We start from the raw sequence: 19,131 nt of genomic DNA, 5'->3' as shown, positions 1-19,131 counted from the left end.
AGGGTGTGCTTCGCGCACCCTGCCGCTCCACCCACGAAAATCCCGCCATAGACTGACAAGGCCCTCGGCCTCAATCAGCACCAAAGCCTGAAAATCACGCACGCTGCGACTAACCTCAGCATCAGCGCCTTCAGCATGCCGTAAAATCGTCGATCAGCACCGGCGCCAGGCCAATTCGGCCCAGCACCGGCAGCAAACCAAAAGTGTAACAACCACAACCAGCCGACCCACAACATCAGGATCAGCCTCAAAGCAGGGCACCCGCACGAAACGGATGCCGGCCTTCAGATGTGGCGAACTTCTACAATCTCGTACTCGATAACGCCACCAGGCGTCTTGACCGCCACGACATCGCCCTCTTCCTTGGCAATCAAGGCGCGGGCCAATGGCGAACCGACCGAAATCTTGCCGAGTTTGAAGTCAGCCTCGTCCTCACCCACGATGTGGTAAGTGACGCGCTCATCAGTCTCGACGTTGGCGATCTCGACGGTTGTGCCGAAAATCACTTTGCCGGTGTGAGGAATGGTCGTGACATCGATTACCACCTGATTCTGAATCCGGCCTTCGATATCACGGATCCGCGCCTCGACCATACCCTGCTGCTCGCGAGCAGCGTGGTATTCGGCGTTTTCCTTCAAGTCACCCAACTCGCGGGCCGTACCGATGTCCTGGCTAAGCTTGGGACGAACGACCTTGGTCAGGTGAGCATGCTCTTCTTCCAGGGCGCGAGCGCCCTGAACTGTCATCGGGTACTTGGTTATGCTCATGCCTTCAATCCTGCGTGTAGATCCTGCAAGCGACGCACGGTCTTCTCTGGACCGAACTTGAGCGCTTCACAGATGGCTTCGCCAGCAGCAATGGTGGTGGTGCAGTAAATCTTGTGCTGCAGGGCATTTCGACGAATGGAGTACGAATCCGCGATCGACTGTCGACCTTCGGTGGTGTTGATGATCAGCGTGACTTCGTCATTCTTGATCATGTCGACCACGTGCGGACGGCCTTCGGTCACTTTGTTCACGCGACGCACTTTCAGGCCCGCGGCTTCGATCAGCTTGGCAGTTCCGGCAGTGGCGACCACTTCAAAGCCCAAGTTGATCAGATCACGGGCCACGCCTGCAACCAGCGGCTTGTCGTCATCGCGCACGCTGATGAACGCAGTACCGCCGGTTGGCAATACTTCGCTGGCACCCATCTGGGCCTTGGCGAACGCTTCACCGAAGGTGTCGCCGACCCCCATCACTTCACCGGTCGACTTCATCTCTGGGCCGAGGATCGGGTCAACGCCAGGGAATTTGGCGAATGGGAATACCGCCTCTTTCACGCTGTAGAAGTTCGGAATGATTTCCTTGGTGAAGCCGATTTCCTTCAGGGTCTTACCGGCCATGACACGAGCGGCGATCATTGCCAGGGAAACACCGATGCACTTGGATACGAACGGCACGGTACGGGAAGCACGCGGGTTGACTTCGATGACGTAGATGTCGTCGCCTTGCAGCGCCAACTGTACGTTCATCAGGCCGATCACACCCAGTTCCAGGGCCATTTTCTTGACCTGCTCACGCATCTCGTCCTGGATGTGCGCCGGCAGCGAGTACGGCGGCAGCGAGCACGCGGAGTCACCGGAGTGAACGCCGGCCTGCTCGATGTGCTGCATGATCGCGCCGATCACCACGTCGGTGCCGTCGCAGACCGCATCCACGTCCATTTCGATGGCGCAGTTGAGGAAGTGGTCGAGCAGCACCGGGCTGTCGTTGGACACTTTCACCGCATCACGCAGGTAGCGCTTGAGTTCCTCTTCTTCGTAGACGATTTCCATCGCACGACCGCCCAGTACGTAGGACGGACGCACCACCAGCGGGTAACCGATCTTGGCGGCGGCACGAATCGCTTCGTCTTCGCTGCGCACCGTGGCGTTAGGCGGCTGACGCAGATTCAGGCGCTCGACCATCTGCTGGAAGCGCTCACGGTCTTCAGCGCGGTCGATGGCGTCAGGGCTGGTGCCGATGATCGGTACGCCGGCCTCTTCAAGGGCACGCGCCAGTTTCAGCGGGGTCTGGCCGCCGTACTGGACGATCACGCCTTTAGGCTTCTCGACGCGGACGATTTCCAGCACGTCTTCCAGGGTCACTGGCTCGAAGTACAGGCGATCGGAAGTGTCGTAGTCAGTGGAAACGGTTTCCGGGTTGCAGTTGACCATGATGGTCTCGTACCCGTCGTCGCGCAGTGCCAGTGCCGCGTGAACGCAGCAGTAGTCGAACTCGATGCCCTGGCCGATACGGTTTGGACCGCCGCCCAGGATCATGATCTTGTCGCGACCCGATGGCGCAGCCTCGCACTCCTCCTCGTAGGTCGAGTACAGGTAGGCGGTGTCGGTGGCGAACTCGGCCGCGCAGGTGTCGACGCGCTTGTAGACCGGGTACACCTCGAGCTTGTGACGGTGACGGCGCAGGGCCTTCTCGGTCACACCCAGCAGCTTGGCCAGGCGCATGTCAGAGAAGCCTTTGCGCTTGAGACGGAACATCAGGTCGCGGTCGATGCTGGTCAGACCCAGGGTCTTGACCTTCTCTTCGTCCTTGATCAGGTCTTCCATCTGCACCAGGAACCAACGATCGATCATGGTCATGCTGAAGATGTCATCAACACTCATGCCGGCGCGCATTGCATCCGCCACGTACCAGATACGCTCGGCGCCCGGCACGGTCAGCTCGCGCTTGAGCACGCTCATGCTTTCCGGGTTGTTCAGGTCAACCTTCTCGTCCAGGCCGCAAACGCCCACTTCCAGACCCCGCAGGGCTTTCTGCAGGGATTCCTGAAAGGTACGGCCGATGGCCATGACTTCGCCCACAGACTTCATCTGAGTGGTCAGGCGCGCGTCAGCCTTGGGGAACTTCTCGAAAGCGAAGCGTGGCAGCTTGGTGACGACGTAGTCGATGGACGGCTCGAAGGACGCCGGGGTCTTGCCGCCGGTGATGTCGTTCGACAGTTCGTCGAGGGTGTAGCCAACTGCCAGCTTGGCCGCGACCTTGGCGATCGGGAACCCGGTCGCCTTGGAGGCCAGTGCCGAGGAACGGGACACCCGCGGGTTCATCTCGATGACGACCATGCGGCCCGTGTCCGGGCAGATGCCGAACTGCACGTTGGAACCGCCGGTTTCCACGCCGATCTCGCGCAATACCGCCAGGGAGGCGTTACGCAGGATCTGGTATTCCTTGTCGGTCAGGGTCTGTGCAGGAGCCACGGTGATCGAGTCACCGGTGTGCACGCCCATCGGGTCGAAGTTTTCGATGGAGCAGACGATGATGCAGTTGTCCTTCTTATCGCGGACAACCTCCATTTCGTATTCTTTCCAGCCGATCAGCGATTCGTCGATCAGCAGCTCTTTGGTCGGCGACAGGTCCAGACCACGGGCGCAGATTTCTTCGAACTCTTCACGGTTGTAAGCGATACCGCCGCCGGTGCCACCCATGGTGAAGGACGGACGGATGATGCACGGGAAGCCGAGCTTCTCGAGGACCGCATTGGCCTCTTCCATGCTGTGGGCGATACCGGAACGCGGGCACGCCAGGCCGATGGATTTCATCGCCTTGTCAAAACGCGAACGGTCTTCCGCCTTGTCGATGGTGTCGGCATTGGCACCGATCATCTCTACGCCGAACTTCTCCAGAACGCCTTCACGCTCCAGATCCAGCGCACAGTTCAGCGCTGTCTGGCCACCCATGGTCGGCAGCAGCGCGTCCGGACGCTCTTTCTCGATGATCTTGGCAACGGTCTGCCACTTGATCGGCTCGATGTAGGTCGCGTCGGCCATGGCCGGGTCGGTCATGATGGTGGCCGGGTTGGAGTTCACCAGGATGACGCGGTAGCCCTCTTCGCGCAGGGCTTTGCAGGCCTGGGCGCCGGAGTAGTCGAATTCGCAAGCCTGGCCGATCACGATCGGGCCAGCGCCAAGAATCAGGATGCTTTTAATGTCTGTACGTTTTGGCATGGGTTTGTCACTCAAATCCGCAGGTCAGTCGGCAAGCCGTCTTGTTCAATCTCTGAAGCCTTGAGGGGGCCGCCAGTGCGGGGCCACCCTCAAGCTTTGCTACATCAGGGCGAGGGATCAGCGCCGCTTGGCCATCTCGTTGATGAAGCGATCAAACAATGGCGCTACGTCGTTCGGGCCAGGGCTGGCTTCCGGGTGACCCTGGAAGCTGAAGGCGCTCTTGTCGGTACGCTCGATCCCTTGCAGGGTGCCGTCGAACAGCGATTTGTGGATCGCGCGAACGTTGGCCGGCAGGGTCGCTTCGTCCACGGCAAAACCGTGGTTCTGGCTGGTGATCATCACCACGCCGCTGTCCAGGTCCTGGACGGGGTGGTTGGCACCGTGGTGGCCGTGACCCATTTTCAGGGTCTTGGCGCCGGAGGCCAAGGCCAGCAGCTGGTGACCGAGGCAGATACCGAAGACCGGAATCTCGGTTTCCAGCACGTCCTTGATCGCCTGGATCGCGTAGTCGCAAGGCTCCGGATCGCCAGGGCCGTTGGACAGGAACACGCCGTCCGGCTTCAGCGCCAGCACATCGGCGGCAGGGGTTTGCGCCGGCACGACGGTCACGCGGCAACCGCGCTCGACCAGCATGCGCAGGATGTTCACCTTGACACCGTAGTCGTAGGCCACCACGTGGTACGGCAGCTCGGAGGCTTCGATGGTCGCGTGGCTGTCGGTTTTCAGATCCCAGACAGTCGAGCGCCACTCGTAGCTTTCCTTGGTGCTGACCACTTTCGCCAGGTCCATGCCTTTGAGACCAGGGAAACCTTGGGCGGCCGCAATAGCAGCTTCTTCGGAAATGTTGTCACCGGCCATGATGCAGCCGTTCTGCGCGCCTTTTTCACGCAGAATGCGCGTCAGGCGGCGAGTGTCGATACCGGCGATGGCCACAACGTTGTTGGCCTTCAGGTAGTCGGACAGAGACATCGTGTTACGCCAGTTGCTCGCAACCAGTGGCAGGTCGCGAATGACCAGGCCGGCAGACCAGACGCGGTTGGACTCAGCGTCTTCCGGCGTGGTGCCGGTGTTGCCGATGTGCGGGTAAGTCAGGGTAACGATCTGTTGGGCGTAGGAAGGATCGGTAAGGATTTCCTGATAGCCGGTCATTGCGGTGTTGAACACCACCTCACCAACGGTTTGACCGTCGGCTCCAATGGCTTCGCCGCGAAAAATGCTGCCATCAGCAAGGGCGAGTATGGCTGGCTTAGTCAAGAAGACCTCCCGTAAATAAAGCCTGAAAGGGCGATCGCAGGTTGTAAAAAAGCGGAGTGACGTATGGACACGTCACCCCGCTTCTTCACTGAATTATTCTGCGCGCTTTTAGTGGACACACTAAAGCTGTAGCTTACAGAAAAAGGCCTTTTTGGTCTACCGCCAATGAGCCTTAAAGGCTGGAGAATGCGACAGGACGTCGCTTGGCGAAATAAAACCGGGCTCAAACGCTGTGCGCGAGCCCGATTTCGGGTGCATCTTAACGCAGATCGAGCACGTCTTGCATGTCGTAAAGGCCAGGCTCGCGCCCGTCCAGCCACAATGCAGCACGTACCGCACCCTTGGCGAAAGTCATGCGACTGGACGCCTTGTGCGTGATTTCGACGCGCTCACCGTCAGCGGCGAACAGCACGGTGTGATCACCGACGATGTCGCCGGCACGTACCGTAGCGAAACCAATGGTCTCGCGCTCGCGAGCGCCGGTCTGCCCTTCGCGACCATAGACGGCCACTTTCTTCAGATCACGACCCAACGCATCGGCAATCACTTCACCCATACGCACGGCAGTGCCGGACGGTGCATCGACCTTGTGACGATGGTGAGCTTCGGTGATTTCGATATCAACATCGTCGCCCAAAACGCGAGCAGCCGTGTCGAGCAACTTCAGACAAAGGTTCACACCCACGCTGAAGTTGGCTGCAAAAACAATCGGAATGTCCTTGCCTGCTTCTGCCAGCAGTTGCTTCTCTTCAACACTGAAACCCGTGGTGCCGATGATCATCGCCTTGCCATGCTTGCGGCAGAATGCGAGGTTCTTCAGGGTGACCGTCGGGTGAGTGAAGTCGATCAGCACGTCGAACTCGTCGACCACCCGATCCAGATCACCAGACAACGGCACGCCGATGCGACCGATAGCCGCCAGCTCACCAGCATCCGCACCAACCAGCGTGCTGTCAGGGCGATCTACCGCCGCTGTCAGACCCGCACCTGCGGCTTGCTGCACAGCTTCAATCAGGGTCTTGCCCATGCGCCCGGCGGCGCCCATCACTGCAATACGTCGCATGCCTGCCTCCTTACAAATCGCCGAAGAAGCGCTTCACGCCTTCGAACCAACCGGTGGTTTTTGGCGAATGGCTGTTGTCATCCGCCAGCGAACTACGGAACTCCTCGAGCATTTCACGCTGGCGACGACTCAGATTGACTGGAGTCTCGACCGCCACGCGACACATCAAGTCGCCAGCTCCACCGCCACGCACAGGCGCGACACCCTTGCCACGTACGCGAAACTGCTTGCCGGTCTGAGTCCCCTCGGGGATCTTCAACTTGACCCGACCATCAAGGGTCGGAATCTCCAACTCGCCACCCAGCGCCGCATCGACGAAGCTGATCGGCACTTCGCAGAACAGGTGCTTGCCATCACGCTGGAAGATCGAGTGCTCACGCACGTTGATCACCACGTACAGGTCGCCCGTCGGGCCACCTTGAGCGCCCGCTTCACCTTCGCCGGACAGGCGAATGCGATCACCGGTATCGACACCGGCCGGCACTTTCACCGACAGGGTTTTGTACTCTTCGACACGACCTTCGCCGTGGCAGGAATCGCACGGATCGGAAATGATCTTGCCCTGGCCATGGCAGCGCGGACAGGTTTGCTGCACCGAGAAGAAACCTTGCTGCATGCGCACCTGGCCAATACCGCCGCAAGTCGGGCAGGTTACCGGCGCGGAACCCTTCTTGGCACCCGAACCATCGCAAGGCTTGCAATTGGTAAGCGTCGGAACCCGGATGTTCACGGTCGTACCGCGCACCGCCTCTTCCAAGTCCAGTTCCAGGGTGTAGCGCAAGTCACTGCCGCGCTGAGCGCCGCCACGGGAACCGCCGCGACCGCCACCGAAGAAGTCACTGAACACATCACCAAAGATGTCGGAGAAGTTCTGACCGCCGAAACCGGCACCGCCGCCACCCATGCTCGGGTCGACACCGGCATGGCCATACTGGTCGTACGCCGCACGCTTGCCGGAATCGGACAGCACTTCGTAGGCCTCGTTGGCCTCCTTGAACATTTCTTCCGACGCTTTGTCATCGGGATTACGGTCCGGGTGATGCTTCATCGCCAGGCGACGGTAGGCCTTCTTCAGGTCCGCTTCGCTTGAGCCGCGCTCAACACCCAACACTTCGTAATAGTCACGCTTTGCCATAAGTCTTTGCACTCTTGAGGACGTCCGACAAAACCCTCCTGAGTTTGCCGAACTCGTTGAGCCCCAATACAGGCCCGGACCCAACTCACGTCAATTCAACGATCCTGGTCTTAGATTCTTGCGGTACTTGCGACTCGAAAAGCAGGAGCATTCCCGGCCATACCGCCAACACGCGAACGCTGTCGCATGCTGTAAAAATTCGCGTATTCCAGATACGCCAACGCGGGAGCAAGCTCCCGCGCGGCGACATCCTACCAGTCACCGCCCAAAGGCAGTCAACCGGCCGACCAACAACTTACTTGTGGTCTTTGACTTCTTCGAACTCGGCATCGACAACGTCGTCAGCCTTTTCAGCCGATTCGCCCTGCGGTGCAGCGCCTTCAGCAGGCTGAGCCTGTTCGGCGTACATCTTCTGCGCCACTGGAGCGGAGACTTTCGAGAGTTCTTCAACCTTGGCGTCGATGGCAGCCTTGTCGTCGCCTTTGACGGCGGCTTCCAGGGCAACTACAGCCGCTTCGATTGCAGTCTTCTCTTCGGCAGTTACTTTATCGCCCGCATCGGCAACCATTTTGCGCGTCGAGTGAACCAGTGCATCACCCTGGTTACGGGCAGCGGCCAGTTCTTCGAACTTGCGGTCTTCCTCGGCGTTCGCCTCGGCATCACGCACCATGCGCTCGATTTCTTCGTCGGACAGACCGGAGTTGGCCTTGATCACGATCGACTGGGTCTTGCCGGTGGCCTTGTCTTTGGCGCCTACGTGCAGAATGCCGTTGGCGTCGATGTCGAAGGTCACTTCGATTTGTGGCACGCCACGTGGTGCTGGTGGAATCTCGGCCAGGTCGAACTTGCCCAGGGACTTGTTCTGCGCCGCTTGCTTACGCTCACCTTGCAGCACGTGAATGGTCACGGCGCCCTGGTTGTCGTCGGCAGTCGAGAACACTTGCGATTTCTTGGTAGGAATCGTGGTGTTTTTCTCGATCAGCGCGGTCATCACGCCACCCATGGTTTCGATACCCAGGGTCAGCGGGCTAACGTCCAGCAGCAGAACGTCTTTCACGTCGCCAGCCAGTACGGCGCCCTGGATAGCAGCACCCATGGCAACGGCTTCGTCCGGGTTAACGTCTTTACGAGCTTCTTTGCCGAAGAACTCGGTTACCAGCTTCTGAACCAGTGGCATACGGGTCTGACCGCCTACCAGGATCACGTCGTTGATTGCGCCAACGTCGATACCGGAATCTTTCAGAGCGATGCGGCAAGGTTCGATGGTGCGCTGAACCAGGTCTTCAACCAGTGCTTCGAGCTTGGCACGCGAGATTTTCACGTTCAAGTGCTTAGGACCGGTGGCGTCTGCAGTGATGTACGGCAGATTCACGTCGGTCGACTGAGCGGAAGACAGCTCGATCTTGGCTTTTTCAGCGGCTTCTTTCAGGCGCTGCATGGCCAGCGGATCACCTTTGAGGTTCATGCCGCTTTCTTTCTTGAATTCGTCGACGAGGTAGTCGATCAGACGAATGTCAAAGTCTTCACCGCCCAGGAACGTGTCACCGTTGGTGGCCAGTACTTCGAACTGGTGCTCGCCATCGACTTCAGCGATCTCGATCACGGAAACGTCGAACGTACCACCGCCCAGGTCGTAAACGATCACGGTGTGATCGCCCTTGGCCTTGTCCATACCGTAAGCCAGAGCGGCTGCGGTTGGTTCGTTGATGATACGTTTTACGTCCAGACCGGCGATGCGGCCGGCGTCTTTGGTCGCCTGACGCTGACTGTCGTTGAAGTAGGCCGGAACGGTGATCACCGCTTCAGTCACGGTCTCGCCGAGGTAGTCTTCGGCGGTCTTCTTCATTTTCTTCAGGATTTCAGCCGAGATTTGTGGCGGAGCCATTTTCTGACCGTTCACTTCAACCCAGGCGTCGCTGTTGTCAGCCTTGACGATCTTGTAAGGGACCATCTGAATGTCTTTCTGTACGACTTCTTCGTCGAAACGACGACCGATCAGACGCTTCACCGCGTACAGGGTGTTATGCGGATTGGTCACAGCCTGACGCTTGGCCGACTGGCCAACCAGAATTTCGCCATCGTTGGCGTAAGCGATGATCGACGGCGTGGTACGCGCGCCTTCAGCGTTTTCAATAACTTTTGCCTTGCCATTTTCCAGCACGGAGACGCAGGAGTTGGTAGTCCCCAGGTCGATACCGATAATTTTGCCCATGTTCACTCTCCCGAAACTTTGGATTTGGTTGCCGCAGCAGTGGTGGCTAACTGCGGTAGCACTTAAACGCTTGACTTATAAATGGGGGCCTTGCGGCGGATTTCAAGCCTGCTCGTCAATCGAAGGCGAAACCGGCGCAGGCGCCTTGCTGACCACGACCATCGCCGGGCGTAGCAGGCGACCATTGAGCTGATAGCCCTTCTGGAACACCTTCAGAACACTGTTCGGCTCGACGTCAGCGCTTTCCTGCATGGCCATTGCCTGATGGTGAACGGCATTGAACGGTTCGCCATGCGGATCGATCGCTTCAAGCTGATAACGCTTGAGGGTGTCGTGGAACATTTTCAGGGTCAGCTCGATACCTTCGCGCATCGGACGGATGCTTTCGTCGTCCGGGCTGGACAATTCCAGGCCACGCTCCAGGCTGTCGACGATCGGCAGCAGGTCGCTGGCGAATTTTTCCAGCGCGAACTTGTGAGCCTTCTCAACATCCTGCTCGGCGCGACGGCGGACGTTCTGCAGATCGGCGGCTACACGCAAAGCCTGATCCTGAGCGCCTGCCAGTTGCTCTTCGAGCACTTGTACACGAGCCGCCAGGTCATCACCCGAAGTCTCGGGCGCCTGGTTGGCGTCTGGGTTTTGCGTATCCACTGTCTGTTCGTCAGCCATAGATTTCTCCTTTCAATTTCGTCCGCGAGCTCAACTCGCGCTTCTGCCCAGCTATATGGGGCCGCAAAAACCGGCTTCAAGGGGTACCTATCATTAACCCCACAAAAAATAACTGCATTGTCATTCCCTGGCGCACCAAGGCTTTCGTCGGATCAATCAAATAGAGCTGACGAGGGGCATTGTCAGCCAGAAACAAAACACTGTATAAATAACCAGACCTAACACCTGGGAGCGGCCCACATGCTGGTGCACCTGTCCGTACACAACTACGCCATCGTTGAACATCTCGACCTCGAACTCGATCGCGGAATGAGCGTGATTACCGGGGAAACCGGCGCGGGCAAGTCGATCATGCTCGATGCATTGGGCCTGACCCTGGGTGATCGTGCCGACAGCGGCGTGGTGCGTCCCGGCGCCGACAAGGCCGACATCCTGGCCACGTTCGATCTGGCCGACATTCCGGAAGCCAGCGCCTGGCTGGCCGAGCGCGATCTCGAGAACGACGGCCCGTGCATCCTGCGCCGGGTCATCACCTCCGAAGGGCGCTCTCGCGGCTACATCAATGGCACGCCCTGCCCCCTGGGCGACCTCAAGGCGCTGGGCGAGCTGCTGATCGACATCCACAGCCAGCACGAACACCAATCCCTGCTCAAGACCGACACCCACCGTCGCCTGCTCGACGAGTACGCCGGCGCTACGGACCTTGCACGACAGGTTCAGCTCGCAGCCCAACGCTGGCGCCAAACCCGCCAGGAACTGGAGCGCCTCTCCAATTCCGGTGACGAACAGCGCGCCCGCCATCAACTCTTGAGTTATCAGCTCGAAGAGCTGGAAAACCTTGGCCTAGGCGACAATGAACTGGAGAACCTGGAACAGGAACACAAGAACCTGACCAATGCGGAAACCCTGCTGGGAATCTGCCGCCAAGTTGTCGAGCAATGCAGCGAAAGTGATTCAGGAAATGTGCTGAACGCCCTTACTGCCAGCCTCAATCGACTGTCGAGCGTGAACAATTCAATCGGCGCACTGGGCGAAGCCAGTAGCTTGCTGACCAGCGCGCAAATCCAGGTAGAAGAGGCCGTTGGGGAACTGAACCGCTTCCTGGACAATTTCGACGCCGATCCGTCGCGCCTTCAGTACCTCGAGGAGCGGCTCGACGCGATCTATACCCTGGCCCGCAAGCATCGTATCCAGCCGACCGAACTCGCCGAAATGCAGCAGAAACTGCTGGATGAAATCGAAACCCTGAATGCCAATGACGAATCCATCGAGCGACTGAGCGACGAACTGTCCTCCTATGCCCGTCATTATCAGGAGAAGGCTCGGGAACTGAGCGATCTGCGCCATCACGCCTCAAGCAGCCTGGCCAGTGCCGTGGAGCAGGAAATCCAAAGACTGGGCATGCCAGGTGGTCGCTTCACCATCGAGCTTCGCCCCAACACCAGCGATGAGCTGCTTCCGAACGGTCTTGAGCAGGTAGAACTACTGGTCAGCGCCAACCCTGGCCAGCCACTGAAGGCCTTGGCGAAAGTGGCATCCGGCGGCGAACTGTCGCGGATCAGCCTGGCAATTCAGGTGATCACGGCTCAAACGTCCCGTGTACCAACCCTGGTGTTCGACGAAGTGGACGTCGGTATTGGCGGCCCGACGGCGGAGATCGTCGGTCAATTGCTGCGTCGGCTCGGCGAGCGCGGACAGGTGCTGACCGTAACCCACTTGCCGCAAGTGGCGGCGCAGGGCCATCAACATTTGTTTGTGCACAAGGTTCGCGGCGAGGATGCCACCCGCACGGCTGTTTCCAAGTTGAGCAAGAACGATCGCATCGAAGAAGTCGCGCGGATGCTGGGAGGCATCGACCTCACCAAGGAATCCCTGGCTCACGCGAAAAAGATGGTCGTTACCGCAAAAGCATAATGCGGACCATATGCAAATCCGTGCATGCCGCAGAAAGCACGAAGGCGACCCTGGGGTCGCCTTCGTTCGTTTCGCGAACCTCAAGCTCGCGCGACATGCTTACTTTTTCTTGCGTACGTACAGCACCAAATTGTGATCAACCATCTCGAAGCCATACTTGTCGACGATTGCTTTCTGCAGCCGCTCGATTTCTTCGTCGAAGAATTCGATCACTTCGCTGGTTTCGACGTTGACCATATGGTCGTGATGCTTGCCGTCATCCAGTTCGAAGACCGCATGGCCTCCGTCGAAGTTGTGCCGCACCACAAGGCCAGCTGCCTCGAACTGGGTCAGCACACGGTAAACCGTGGCCAGACCGACGTCCTCACCAGCCTCCATAAGGGCCTTGTAAACATCCTCGGCACTCATGTGGCGTTGCTCGGCGGAATCGAGCATTTGCAGAATTTTGACCCGTGGCAGGGTCACTTTGAGGCCGGCTTTGCGTAGTTCGCTATTTTCAACCATGGTCAGCTTTCTCGCGATGCTGCTTCGCAGCTTCTCTTAATGCGGGTATGATCGGCGTTTACGTTGTCCCAGCCAAGATAGTGGAAGTCGCCCACCGATGCAAAACACCAAGCTCTTGCTAACCAGTTTCACCCTTGTGGGACTGCTCGCACTCGCCGGTTGTTCATTCCCCGGGGTTTACAAAATCGACATCCAGCAGGGCAATGTCGTCACACAGGACATGATAGACCAGTTACGCCCGGGAATGACCCGCAAGCAAGTACGGTTTATCATGGGTAACCCTCTGCTGACTGACACGTTCCATGCCGATCGCTGGGATTATCTGTACAGCCTGCAACCGGGTGGCGGTGAACGCCAACAGGAACGCATCAGCGTTATTTTCAACCCAAATGATCAGCTTGTCAGCCTTTCTGGCGACTTCATGCCGGGCATGAGCCGCGACGAGGCCATTCTCGGCAAGGACACTGGCACCACGGTCGCTGCGCCAGCAGAAAACGTCGAGAAGCCGAAGCCGGAAAAACCGGTCAAGCCAGGTTCGTTGCTGGATCAGATTCAGAAGGACGTCGACGGTGTAGAAACCGTTCCAGTCCCGTCGCCAGAACCGCTGGACACCACACCGCAATAATTTGCAACGCAATAAAAAACCCGGTTTATCCGGGTTTTTTATTGCCTGCTACTCAGCCAATCACTGATTCCGGGCTTTGGCCTCGGCAGCCTTGGCAGCGCGCAGCCGACGAACTTCCTTGGGATCAGCCAATAACGGCCGATAGATCTCGATGCGATCCCCCGCTTGAACGACACGATTATCCGGGTCTGAAACCACTTTGCCAAAAATCCCTATAGGGCAATCGGTCAGATCCAGCTCTGGAAACTCGTCACCTACTCCGGACTTGAGCAATGCCGCCCGCAGCGTCGTTCCAGCCGGCACTTCCACGGTAATAAGTGCCTGCCGGTCAACAGCGGCATACACCACCTCGACCTCGACCATGGAATCAACCATGAATCTGTTTGGCTCGCTGGCAGAACGCATCCACCAGGGTATTGGCCGCCTGATTGAACAACGGCCCCAAAGTGGCGCGAACCAACGGCCCCGCGTAGTCGAACGATAGATCCAGGCTGATCTTGCAGGCCTTTTCACCTAAAGGCTTGAACACCCACACACCATGCAACTGGGTAAACGGACCTTCCTCAAGATTCATTTCTATCGACTGCCCCGGCACCAGCGTGTTGCGGGTAACAAAATGCTGGCTAAGCCCGCCTTTCGCTACACCGACACTGGCGCGCATGTGTTCGGGAGTGCTTTCCAAAACCTCTGAAGTCGAGCACCACGGTAGAAACTCCGGATAGCGCGCCACGTCGTTGACCAGGTCATACAGCGCTTGCGCCGGGTACGGCAGCAAGGCCGAACGCGAAATATGTGTCGTCATGTCAGCGTCATTTCCACAGCTGGGCGGCAAACACTACGAGAATGCCGATGGGCGCCACATAGCGCATCAAGAACAAGGACAGGGCAAACAGTGCAGGGTTGCGAATCGACAGCTCATCGCGCACCGCTTCACGCCCCATGATCCAGCCCGCAAACACCACGAAACACAGGCCACCGAGTGGCAACATGAGTCGCGAAGTGAAGAAATCGATCACACCAAAGAAATCCAGACCACCGGCCGCTCCCCATTGGTAGAGATGAAACATCCCGCCTTCGTTCACGAAAAACTTGGCTTCCTTCCAGATATTGAAGGAGAACACCGTGCCCAAACCCACAAACCAGCAACTGAACGCCAGCCAGAACGTCACCCAGGCACGACTGACTTTCGTGCGCTCAACCAGGTAAGCCACCATGGGTTCGAGCAGGGAAATCGCCGAACTCCAGGCCGCCACCGCCACCAGTACGAAGAACACCACGCCCATCAACTGGCCGAACGCGACGTTGCCGAAGGCAAAAGGCAGGCTGACAAACATCAGGCCCGGCCCTTCACTCGGGTTCAGGCCGGCAGCGAACACAATCGGAAACAATGCCAGGCCAGCGACCAAAGAAACAAAGGTATCGAGTAACGCCACACCGACGACAGTACCGGAAATTGAAGAGTTCTTCGGCATGTAAGCGCCATAGATCATGATCGAGCCAACACCCACGCTCAGGGAGAAGAAGGCGTGCCCCATCGCGGGCAGCAAGCCGTCCATGACCTTTTCCGGATGGAAGTCGAACATGAAGTGCACGCCCGCCATGAAGTGTCCGGTAGTCATGCTGTAGCCCAGCAAGACAAGAATCATCACGAACAATAGCGGCATCATGATGCGCAAGCTTCGTTCAAGTCCGGCGACCACACCCTTGGCAATCACCACGGCCGAAAGCAGCATGAAAATCGTATGCCAAAGTGTCAGGCGCCACGGATCGGCGATGACATTACCGAAATAGGCTCCCACCTGATCAGGCGTCGCACCCTGAAAGTCGCCCCGCCCCATGTCGATGATGTAGTCCAGCGACCAGCCGCCAACCACACTATAAAAAGACAGGATCAGCAACGCCGTGATCATCCCGGCAAAAGCCCCCCACGACCACTTCGCGCAATGCCCAGCCTCGGTCGCCAGGATCTTCAAGGCGTTGGCCGGGCTCTGCCGGGCACGCCGGCCGATCAGGGTTTCTGCCAGCATGACCGGCACGCCGATCAACGCAATGCAGACCAGGAACATCAGCACAAAAGCGCCGCCGCCATAGACACCGACCATGTAGGGGAATTTCCAGATACTACCCAGCCCCACGGCCGAACCGGTCGCGGCGAGTATGAAGACCCAGCGGCTAGCCCAACTGCCGTGGACAGAAACCTTGTCTGTCGACATCGTTATCACGCCCAAGCGTTCAAAAAAGAGGCCGCATTGTCCGGGATTCAATCAACCTGCTCAAGCACGTAGCGATACCGTAGCCGACTGGCGTGCAACTCCCTATAATGCCGCCCCTATGGCTAAACAGAAGAAACACCCAACAGGGACCATCGCGCAAAATAAAAAGGCGCGACACGATTACTTCATCGAGCATAAGTTCGAGGCTGGTCTGGTCCTGGCCGGCTGGGAAGTAAAAAGTCTGCGGGCAAGCAAGCTACAGCTGGTTGACAGTTATGTACTGCTCAAGGATGGCGAAGCCTGGCTGCTCGGCAGTCACATCACGCCTCTGACGACGGCCAGCACCCACGTCATCGCTGATCCGGTGCGTAGCCGCAAGTTGCTGCTCAACCGACGGGAGCTGGACAAGCTGTCCGCTGCTGTACAGCAAAAGGGTTACGCCTGCGTATGCCTGTCCTGGTACTGGAGCAAGCACATGGTCAAGTGTGAGATTGCTTTGGGCAAGGGCAAGAAGGAATACGACAAGCGCGATACCGAGCGCGAACGTGATGCCGGTCGCGAGCTGCAACGCGCGGTTCGCAACAAGGGCAAGGAAGACTGATTCTTCTGCCTGCGATTTGTGGCGCGAATAAAAAGATCGCAGCCTTCGGCAGCTCCTACAGGGAACGCATCCCAATGTAGGAGCTGCCGAAGGCTGCGATCTTTTGCGTTAAACGGTCACATCCCCTTGCGCCGCTCCGCCCGGGCCACGCGCTGCACTTCCTGACGCACTTCTTCCAGCACCTCCTGCACATACAAAATATGCCGACTGGAAACTTCCCGCGCCTGCTCCGCCCGCCCTTCGATAATCGCCTGATACAACTCCCGATGCTGCGCGATCAGCATGTCGCGGGTTTCGGTGCGCTGCTTGTACATGCCGCCGATGTTGGTGACCACGTTGCGTTTGAGCAGGTCGAACAGCCCGCGAATCGTGTGCAGGAGCACCGCATTGTGGCTGGCCTCGGCGATTGCCAGATGGAATTTCGCGTCCGCTGCACCCTCTTCCGCCCGATTCACCTCATCGTGGCGCGAATAGCAGTCCTGCAATTCGTTGAACGCTGCAGTCAGCCGCTCGCGATCGACATCCGTGGCACGCAACGCTGCGTAATAGGCGCATGACGCTTCCAGCGTGTGGCGAAACTCCAGCAAATCGCGCTGAGCTTCCGGATTGCTTTCCAGCAGATGCAGCAGCGGATCACTGAAGGTCGTGCCCAACGATTCCACCACGTAATTACCGCCGCCCTGGCGACTGATCAGCAAGCCTTTGGCCGTCAGCTTTTGAATGGCTTCACGCAGCGAAGGGCGCGACACCCCGAATTGCTCGGCCAGAGCACGCTCCGCCGGCAAACGCTCACCCGCCTTCAGCGTGCCCTCGAGGATCATGCCCTCAAGCCGCTCGACAATATCGTCAGACAAACGGCGCTGACGAATCTGATCAAACCCCATAACTCGACTTCTCCACGATCCGACGGCTCGCCGGCGCTCTATTTTGGCCTATCGGCGGTGCGTCAGCACCTGCCAGGCACCATTTGATCGAACACGATGAAAGGCCCGGCAGTCACTCGCATTCGACAAAAGTTTTAGGGCGGCAAATTGACACACCGCCTACTAGGCTTTTACCCTAGCGAACAGCGATTGTAAATTGGTATTACCAATTATCCAAGAACGCTGATCAGCGCCTGACCAACAACAATTAGGGGCCACCCCATATGCAAACCTGGCAACAGCTCTATAGCCCGCTCGGCAGCCTTGGCTTGTCCGCACTCGCGGCTGTTATCCCCATCGTATTTTTCTTTCTGGCTTTGGCGGTGTTCCGCCTGAAAGGTCACGTGGCCGGCAGTATCACGCTGGCCCTGTCGATCCTGGTGGCGATCTTTGCCTTCCAGATGCCGGTCGACATGGCGTTCGCCGCTGCCGGATATGGCTTCGCCTATGGCCTGTGGCCGATTGCGTGGATCATCGTGGCAGCAGTGTTCCTCTACAAATTGACGGTCAAGAGCGGTCAATTCGAGGTCATCCGCAGCTCGGTACTGTCGATCACCGACGACCAGCGCCTGCAAGTGCTGTTGATCGGCTTCTGCTTTGGTGCCTTCCTTGAAGGTGCGGCCGGCTTCGGCGCACCGGTAGCGATTACCGCCGCTTTGCTTGTCGGGCTGGGCTTCAATCCACTGTACGCTGCCGGTCTGTGCCTGATTGCGAACACCGCGCCAGTAGCCTTCGGCGCCTTGGGCATTCCGATCATTGTTGCCGGACAAGTCACTGGCATCGACGCGTTCAAGATTGGCGCCATGACTGGCCGCCAACTTCCGCTGCTGTCATTGTTCGTACCGTTCTGGCTGGTGTTCATGATGGATGGCCTGCGCGGAGTGCGTGAAACCTGGCCGGCGGCTCTGGTCGCGGGCTTGAGCTTTGCCGTCACTCAATACTTCACCTCGAACTTCATCGGCCCGGAACTGCCGGACATCACCTCGGCCCTGGCCAGCCTGATATCCCTGACCCTGTTCCTGAAAGTCTGGCAACCGAAGCGCGCCGCCGGCCAGCACATCGCCGGTGCCGTCTCCGCCTCTGTGGTAACCGCCAGCGTCGGCGGTTTCGGTCAGAAGCGCACCACCGTGGCTTCGCCTTACAGCCTCGGGGAAATTTTCAAGGCCTGGTCGCCGTTCCTGATTCTCACCGTGCTGGTCACCATCTGGACCCTGAAACCGTTCAAGGCCATGTTTGCCGCCGGCGGTTCGATGTACAGCTGGGTGTTCAACTTCGCCATCCCGCACCTGGATCAGATGGTGATCAAGGTGGCGCCGATCGTAGCTGCACCGACTGCCATTCCCGCTGTGTTCAAGCTTGACCCGATTTCCGCGACCGGCACGGCGATTTTCTTCTCGGCGCTGATCTCGATGCTGGTACTGAAGATCAATGTAAAAACTGGTCTGACCACTTTGAAAGAGACCTTCTACGAACTGCGTTGGCCGATCCTTTCCATCGGCATGGTGCTGGCCTTCGCCTTCGTTACCAACTACTCGGGCATGTCCTCGACCATGGCGCTGGTACTGGCAGGCACGGGGGCGGCGTTCCCGTTCTTCTCGCCATTCCTTGGCTGGCTGGGTGTGTTCCTCACCGGTTCCGACACCTCGTCCAACGCGCTGTTCAGCTCCCTGCAAGCGACCACTGCACACCAGATCGGCGTCAACGACACCTTGCTGGTAGCGGCCAACACCAGTGGCGGCGTGACCGGCAAGATGATTTCGCCACAGTCGATCGCCGTCGCCTGCGCCGCGACTGGCCTTGTGGGCAAAGAATCGGACCTGTTCCGCTTCACCCTCAAGCACAGCCTATTCTTTGCAACGATCGTCGGCCTGATCACGCTGGCCCAGGCCTATTGGTTCACCGGCATGCTGGTGCACTAAGGACTACAAGAAACACAGAAAAAACCGACGCCGGGCCACGACCCCGGCGTCAGCTATTCACACCCCGGTCTGTAAGGCTGCTGAAAGCTTCCGGCTTTATATTCAGCAGCCTCG

16 protein-coding genes and 1 pseudogene are annotated in these 19,131 nt (G+C 58.5%); 4 read left to right on the top strand and 13 right to left on the bottom strand.

What is annotated here, in order from left to right:
* Window positions 1–30 precede the first annotated feature (30 nt).
* The 8 genes and pseudogenes from QMK58_RS04250 to grpE all read right to left on the bottom strand — a co-directional run.
* Window positions 31–236, bottom strand: a pseudogene (locus QMK58_RS04250) (MFS transporter); the annotation flags it as partial.
* A gap of 48 nt (window positions 237–284) precedes the next feature.
* The gene (greA, locus tag QMK58_RS04245; RefSeq protein WP_053154907.1) at window positions 285–761 is read right to left on the bottom strand and encodes a transcription elongation factor GreA; all 477 of its coding nucleotides are present in this window, start codon (window positions 759–761) and stop codon (window positions 285–287) included.
* Window positions 762–763: 2 nt separating this feature from the next.
* Window positions 764–3,985, bottom strand: a complete 3,222-nt coding sequence (carB, locus tag QMK58_RS04240) for a carbamoyl-phosphate synthase large subunit (protein WP_053154374.1) — start codon at window positions 3,983–3,985, stop codon at window positions 764–766.
* A gap of 117 nt (window positions 3,986–4,102) precedes the next feature.
* A complete protein-coding gene (carA, locus tag QMK58_RS04235) occupies window positions 4,103–5,239 on the bottom strand; it encodes a glutamine-hydrolyzing carbamoyl-phosphate synthase small subunit (protein ID WP_007988689.1) in 1,137 nt (378 codons plus the stop codon).
* A gap of 259 nt (window positions 5,240–5,498) precedes the next feature.
* On the bottom strand, window positions 5,499–6,302 hold the full coding sequence (gene dapB / locus QMK58_RS04230; RefSeq protein ID WP_053154370.1) for a 4-hydroxy-tetrahydrodipicolinate reductase: 804 nt from the start codon (window positions 6,300–6,302) through the stop codon (window positions 5,499–5,501).
* A gap of 10 nt (window positions 6,303–6,312) precedes the next feature.
* Entirely contained in the window at window positions 6,313–7,437 is a 1,125-nt protein-coding gene (gene dnaJ / locus QMK58_RS04225; protein WP_053154367.1) for a molecular chaperone DnaJ, read from the bottom strand.
* 295 nt (window positions 7,438–7,732) lie between these two features.
* On the bottom strand, window positions 7,733–9,649 hold the full coding sequence (gene dnaK / locus QMK58_RS04220; protein WP_053154364.1) for a molecular chaperone DnaK: 1,917 nt from the start codon (window positions 9,647–9,649) through the stop codon (window positions 7,733–7,735).
* Between the two features lie 102 nt (window positions 9,650–9,751).
* Window positions 9,752–10,318 carry a nucleotide exchange factor GrpE gene (gene grpE, locus QMK58_RS04215; RefSeq protein ID WP_053154361.1) on the bottom strand — a complete coding sequence of 189 codons (567 nt, stop codon included), beginning with the start codon at window positions 10,316–10,318 and terminating at the stop codon, window positions 9,752–9,754.
* Between the two features lie 240 nt (window positions 10,319–10,558).
* Here grpE and recN point away from each other — a divergent pair, with 240 nt between their 5' ends.
* Window positions 10,559–12,232, top strand: a complete 1,674-nt coding sequence (gene recN, locus QMK58_RS04210; RefSeq protein ID WP_053154357.1) for a DNA repair protein RecN — start codon at window positions 10,559–10,561, stop codon at window positions 12,230–12,232.
* Window positions 12,233–12,331: 99 nt separating this feature from the next.
* Here the strand turns inward: recN and fur are convergent, their stop codons facing one another.
* Window positions 12,332–12,736, bottom strand: a complete 405-nt coding sequence (gene fur / locus QMK58_RS04205) for a ferric iron uptake transcriptional regulator (RefSeq protein WP_003197684.1) — start codon at window positions 12,734–12,736, stop codon at window positions 12,332–12,334.
* 97 nt (window positions 12,737–12,833) lie between these two features.
* On the opposite strand from fur, the gene QMK58_RS04200 reads away from it, so the two are divergent.
* Window positions 12,834–13,361: an outer membrane protein assembly factor BamE gene (locus tag QMK58_RS04200; protein ID WP_053154352.1), complete on the top strand. Its 528-nt coding sequence runs from the start codon at window positions 12,834–12,836 to the stop codon at window positions 13,359–13,361.
* 60 nt (window positions 13,362–13,421) lie between these two features.
* Here QMK58_RS04200 and QMK58_RS04195 read toward each other — a convergent pair whose 3' ends face one another.
* From QMK58_RS04195 to QMK58_RS04185, 3 genes are read right to left on the bottom strand one after another with little or no spacing between them, the layout of a single operon-like run.
* Entirely contained in the window at window positions 13,422–13,736 is a 315-nt protein-coding gene (locus QMK58_RS04195; protein WP_320395913.1) for an RnfH family protein, read from the bottom strand.
* A complete protein-coding gene (locus QMK58_RS04190; RefSeq protein WP_053154345.1) occupies window positions 13,729–14,163 on the bottom strand; it encodes a type II toxin-antitoxin system RatA family toxin in 435 nt (144 codons plus the stop codon). Before QMK58_RS04190 ends, QMK58_RS04195 begins: the two co-directional genes overlap by 8 nt.
* Before the next feature lie 7 nt (window positions 14,164–14,170).
* The gene (locus QMK58_RS04185; protein ID WP_053154342.1) at window positions 14,171–15,574 is read right to left on the bottom strand and encodes a sodium-dependent transporter; all 1,404 of its coding nucleotides are present in this window, start codon (window positions 15,572–15,574) and stop codon (window positions 14,171–14,173) included.
* Window positions 15,575–15,692: 118 nt separating this feature from the next.
* Here QMK58_RS04185 and smpB point away from each other — a divergent pair, with 118 nt between their 5' ends.
* Window positions 15,693–16,175: an SsrA-binding protein SmpB gene (gene smpB / locus QMK58_RS04180; protein ID WP_007973144.1), complete on the top strand. Its 483-nt coding sequence runs from the start codon at window positions 15,693–15,695 to the stop codon at window positions 16,173–16,175.
* Window positions 16,176–16,291: 116 nt separating this feature from the next.
* On the opposite strand, the gene QMK58_RS04175 is transcribed toward smpB, so the two are convergent.
* Window positions 16,292–17,059, bottom strand: coding sequence for a GntR family transcriptional regulator (locus QMK58_RS04175; RefSeq protein WP_320395912.1), 768 nt, complete (start codon window positions 17,057–17,059; stop codon window positions 16,292–16,294).
* 263 nt (window positions 17,060–17,322) lie between these two features.
* Between QMK58_RS04175 and QMK58_RS04170 the strand changes: the two genes are divergently transcribed.
* On the top strand, window positions 17,323–19,017 hold the full coding sequence (locus tag QMK58_RS04170) for a lactate permease LctP family transporter (RefSeq protein ID WP_053154335.1): 1,695 nt from the start codon (window positions 17,323–17,325) through the stop codon (window positions 19,015–19,017).
* The last annotated feature ends 114 nt before the right edge of the window (window positions 19,018–19,131 follow it).

This window comes from Pseudomonas sp. P8_241 (genome assembly GCF_034008315.1).
Lineage (GTDB): Bacteria > Pseudomonadota > Gammaproteobacteria > Pseudomonadales > Pseudomonadaceae > Aquipseudomonas.
The sequence above is the reverse complement of the archived record's forward strand: the minus strand, read 5'-3'. Positions and strand labels throughout refer to the sequence as shown.

What these genes read in the sequence shown, in the direction of transcription:
- smpB (WP_007973144.1), top strand. Translation starts at nt 15,693, where the DNA reads ATGGCTAAACAGAAGAAACACCCAACAGGGACCATCGCGCAAAATAAA.
- QMK58_RS04190 (WP_053154345.1), bottom strand. Translation starts at nt 14,163, where the DNA reads ATGACGACACATATTTCGCGTTCGGCCTTGCTGCCGTACCCGGCGCAA.
- dnaJ (WP_053154367.1), bottom strand. Translation starts at nt 7,437, where the DNA reads ATGGCAAAGCGTGACTATTACGAAGTGTTGGGTGTTGAGCGCGGCTCA.
- grpE (WP_053154361.1), bottom strand. Translation starts at nt 10,318, where the DNA reads ATGGCTGACGAACAGACAGTGGATACGCAAAACCCAGACGCCAACCAG.
- dapB (WP_053154370.1), bottom strand. Translation starts at nt 6,302, where the DNA reads ATGCGACGTATTGCAGTGATGGGCGCCGCCGGGCGCATGGGCAAGACC.
- QMK58_RS04175 (WP_320395912.1), bottom strand. Translation starts at nt 17,059, where the DNA reads ATGGGGTTTGATCAGATTCGTCAGCGCCGTTTGTCTGACGATATTGTC.
- recN (WP_053154357.1), top strand. Translation starts at nt 10,559, where the DNA reads ATGCTGGTGCACCTGTCCGTACACAACTACGCCATCGTTGAACATCTC.
- QMK58_RS04195 (WP_320395913.1), bottom strand. Translation starts at nt 13,736, where the DNA reads ATGGTTGATTCCATGGTCGAGGTCGAGGTGGTGTATGCCGCTGTTGAC.
- fur (WP_003197684.1), bottom strand. Translation starts at nt 12,736, where the DNA reads ATGGTTGAAAATAGCGAACTACGCAAAGCCGGCCTCAAAGTGACCCTG.
- QMK58_RS04185 (WP_053154342.1), bottom strand. Translation starts at nt 15,574, where the DNA reads ATGTCGACAGACAAGGTTTCTGTCCACGGCAGTTGGGCTAGCCGCTGG.
- dnaK (WP_053154364.1), bottom strand. Translation starts at nt 9,649, where the DNA reads ATGGGCAAAATTATCGGTATCGACCTGGGGACTACCAACTCCTGCGTC.
- QMK58_RS04170 (WP_053154335.1), top strand. Translation starts at nt 17,323, where the DNA reads ATGCAAACCTGGCAACAGCTCTATAGCCCGCTCGGCAGCCTTGGCTTG.
- carB (WP_053154374.1), bottom strand. Translation starts at nt 3,985, where the DNA reads ATGCCAAAACGTACAGACATTAAAAGCATCCTGATTCTTGGCGCTGGC.
- QMK58_RS04200 (WP_053154352.1), top strand. Translation starts at nt 12,834, where the DNA reads ATGCAAAACACCAAGCTCTTGCTAACCAGTTTCACCCTTGTGGGACTG.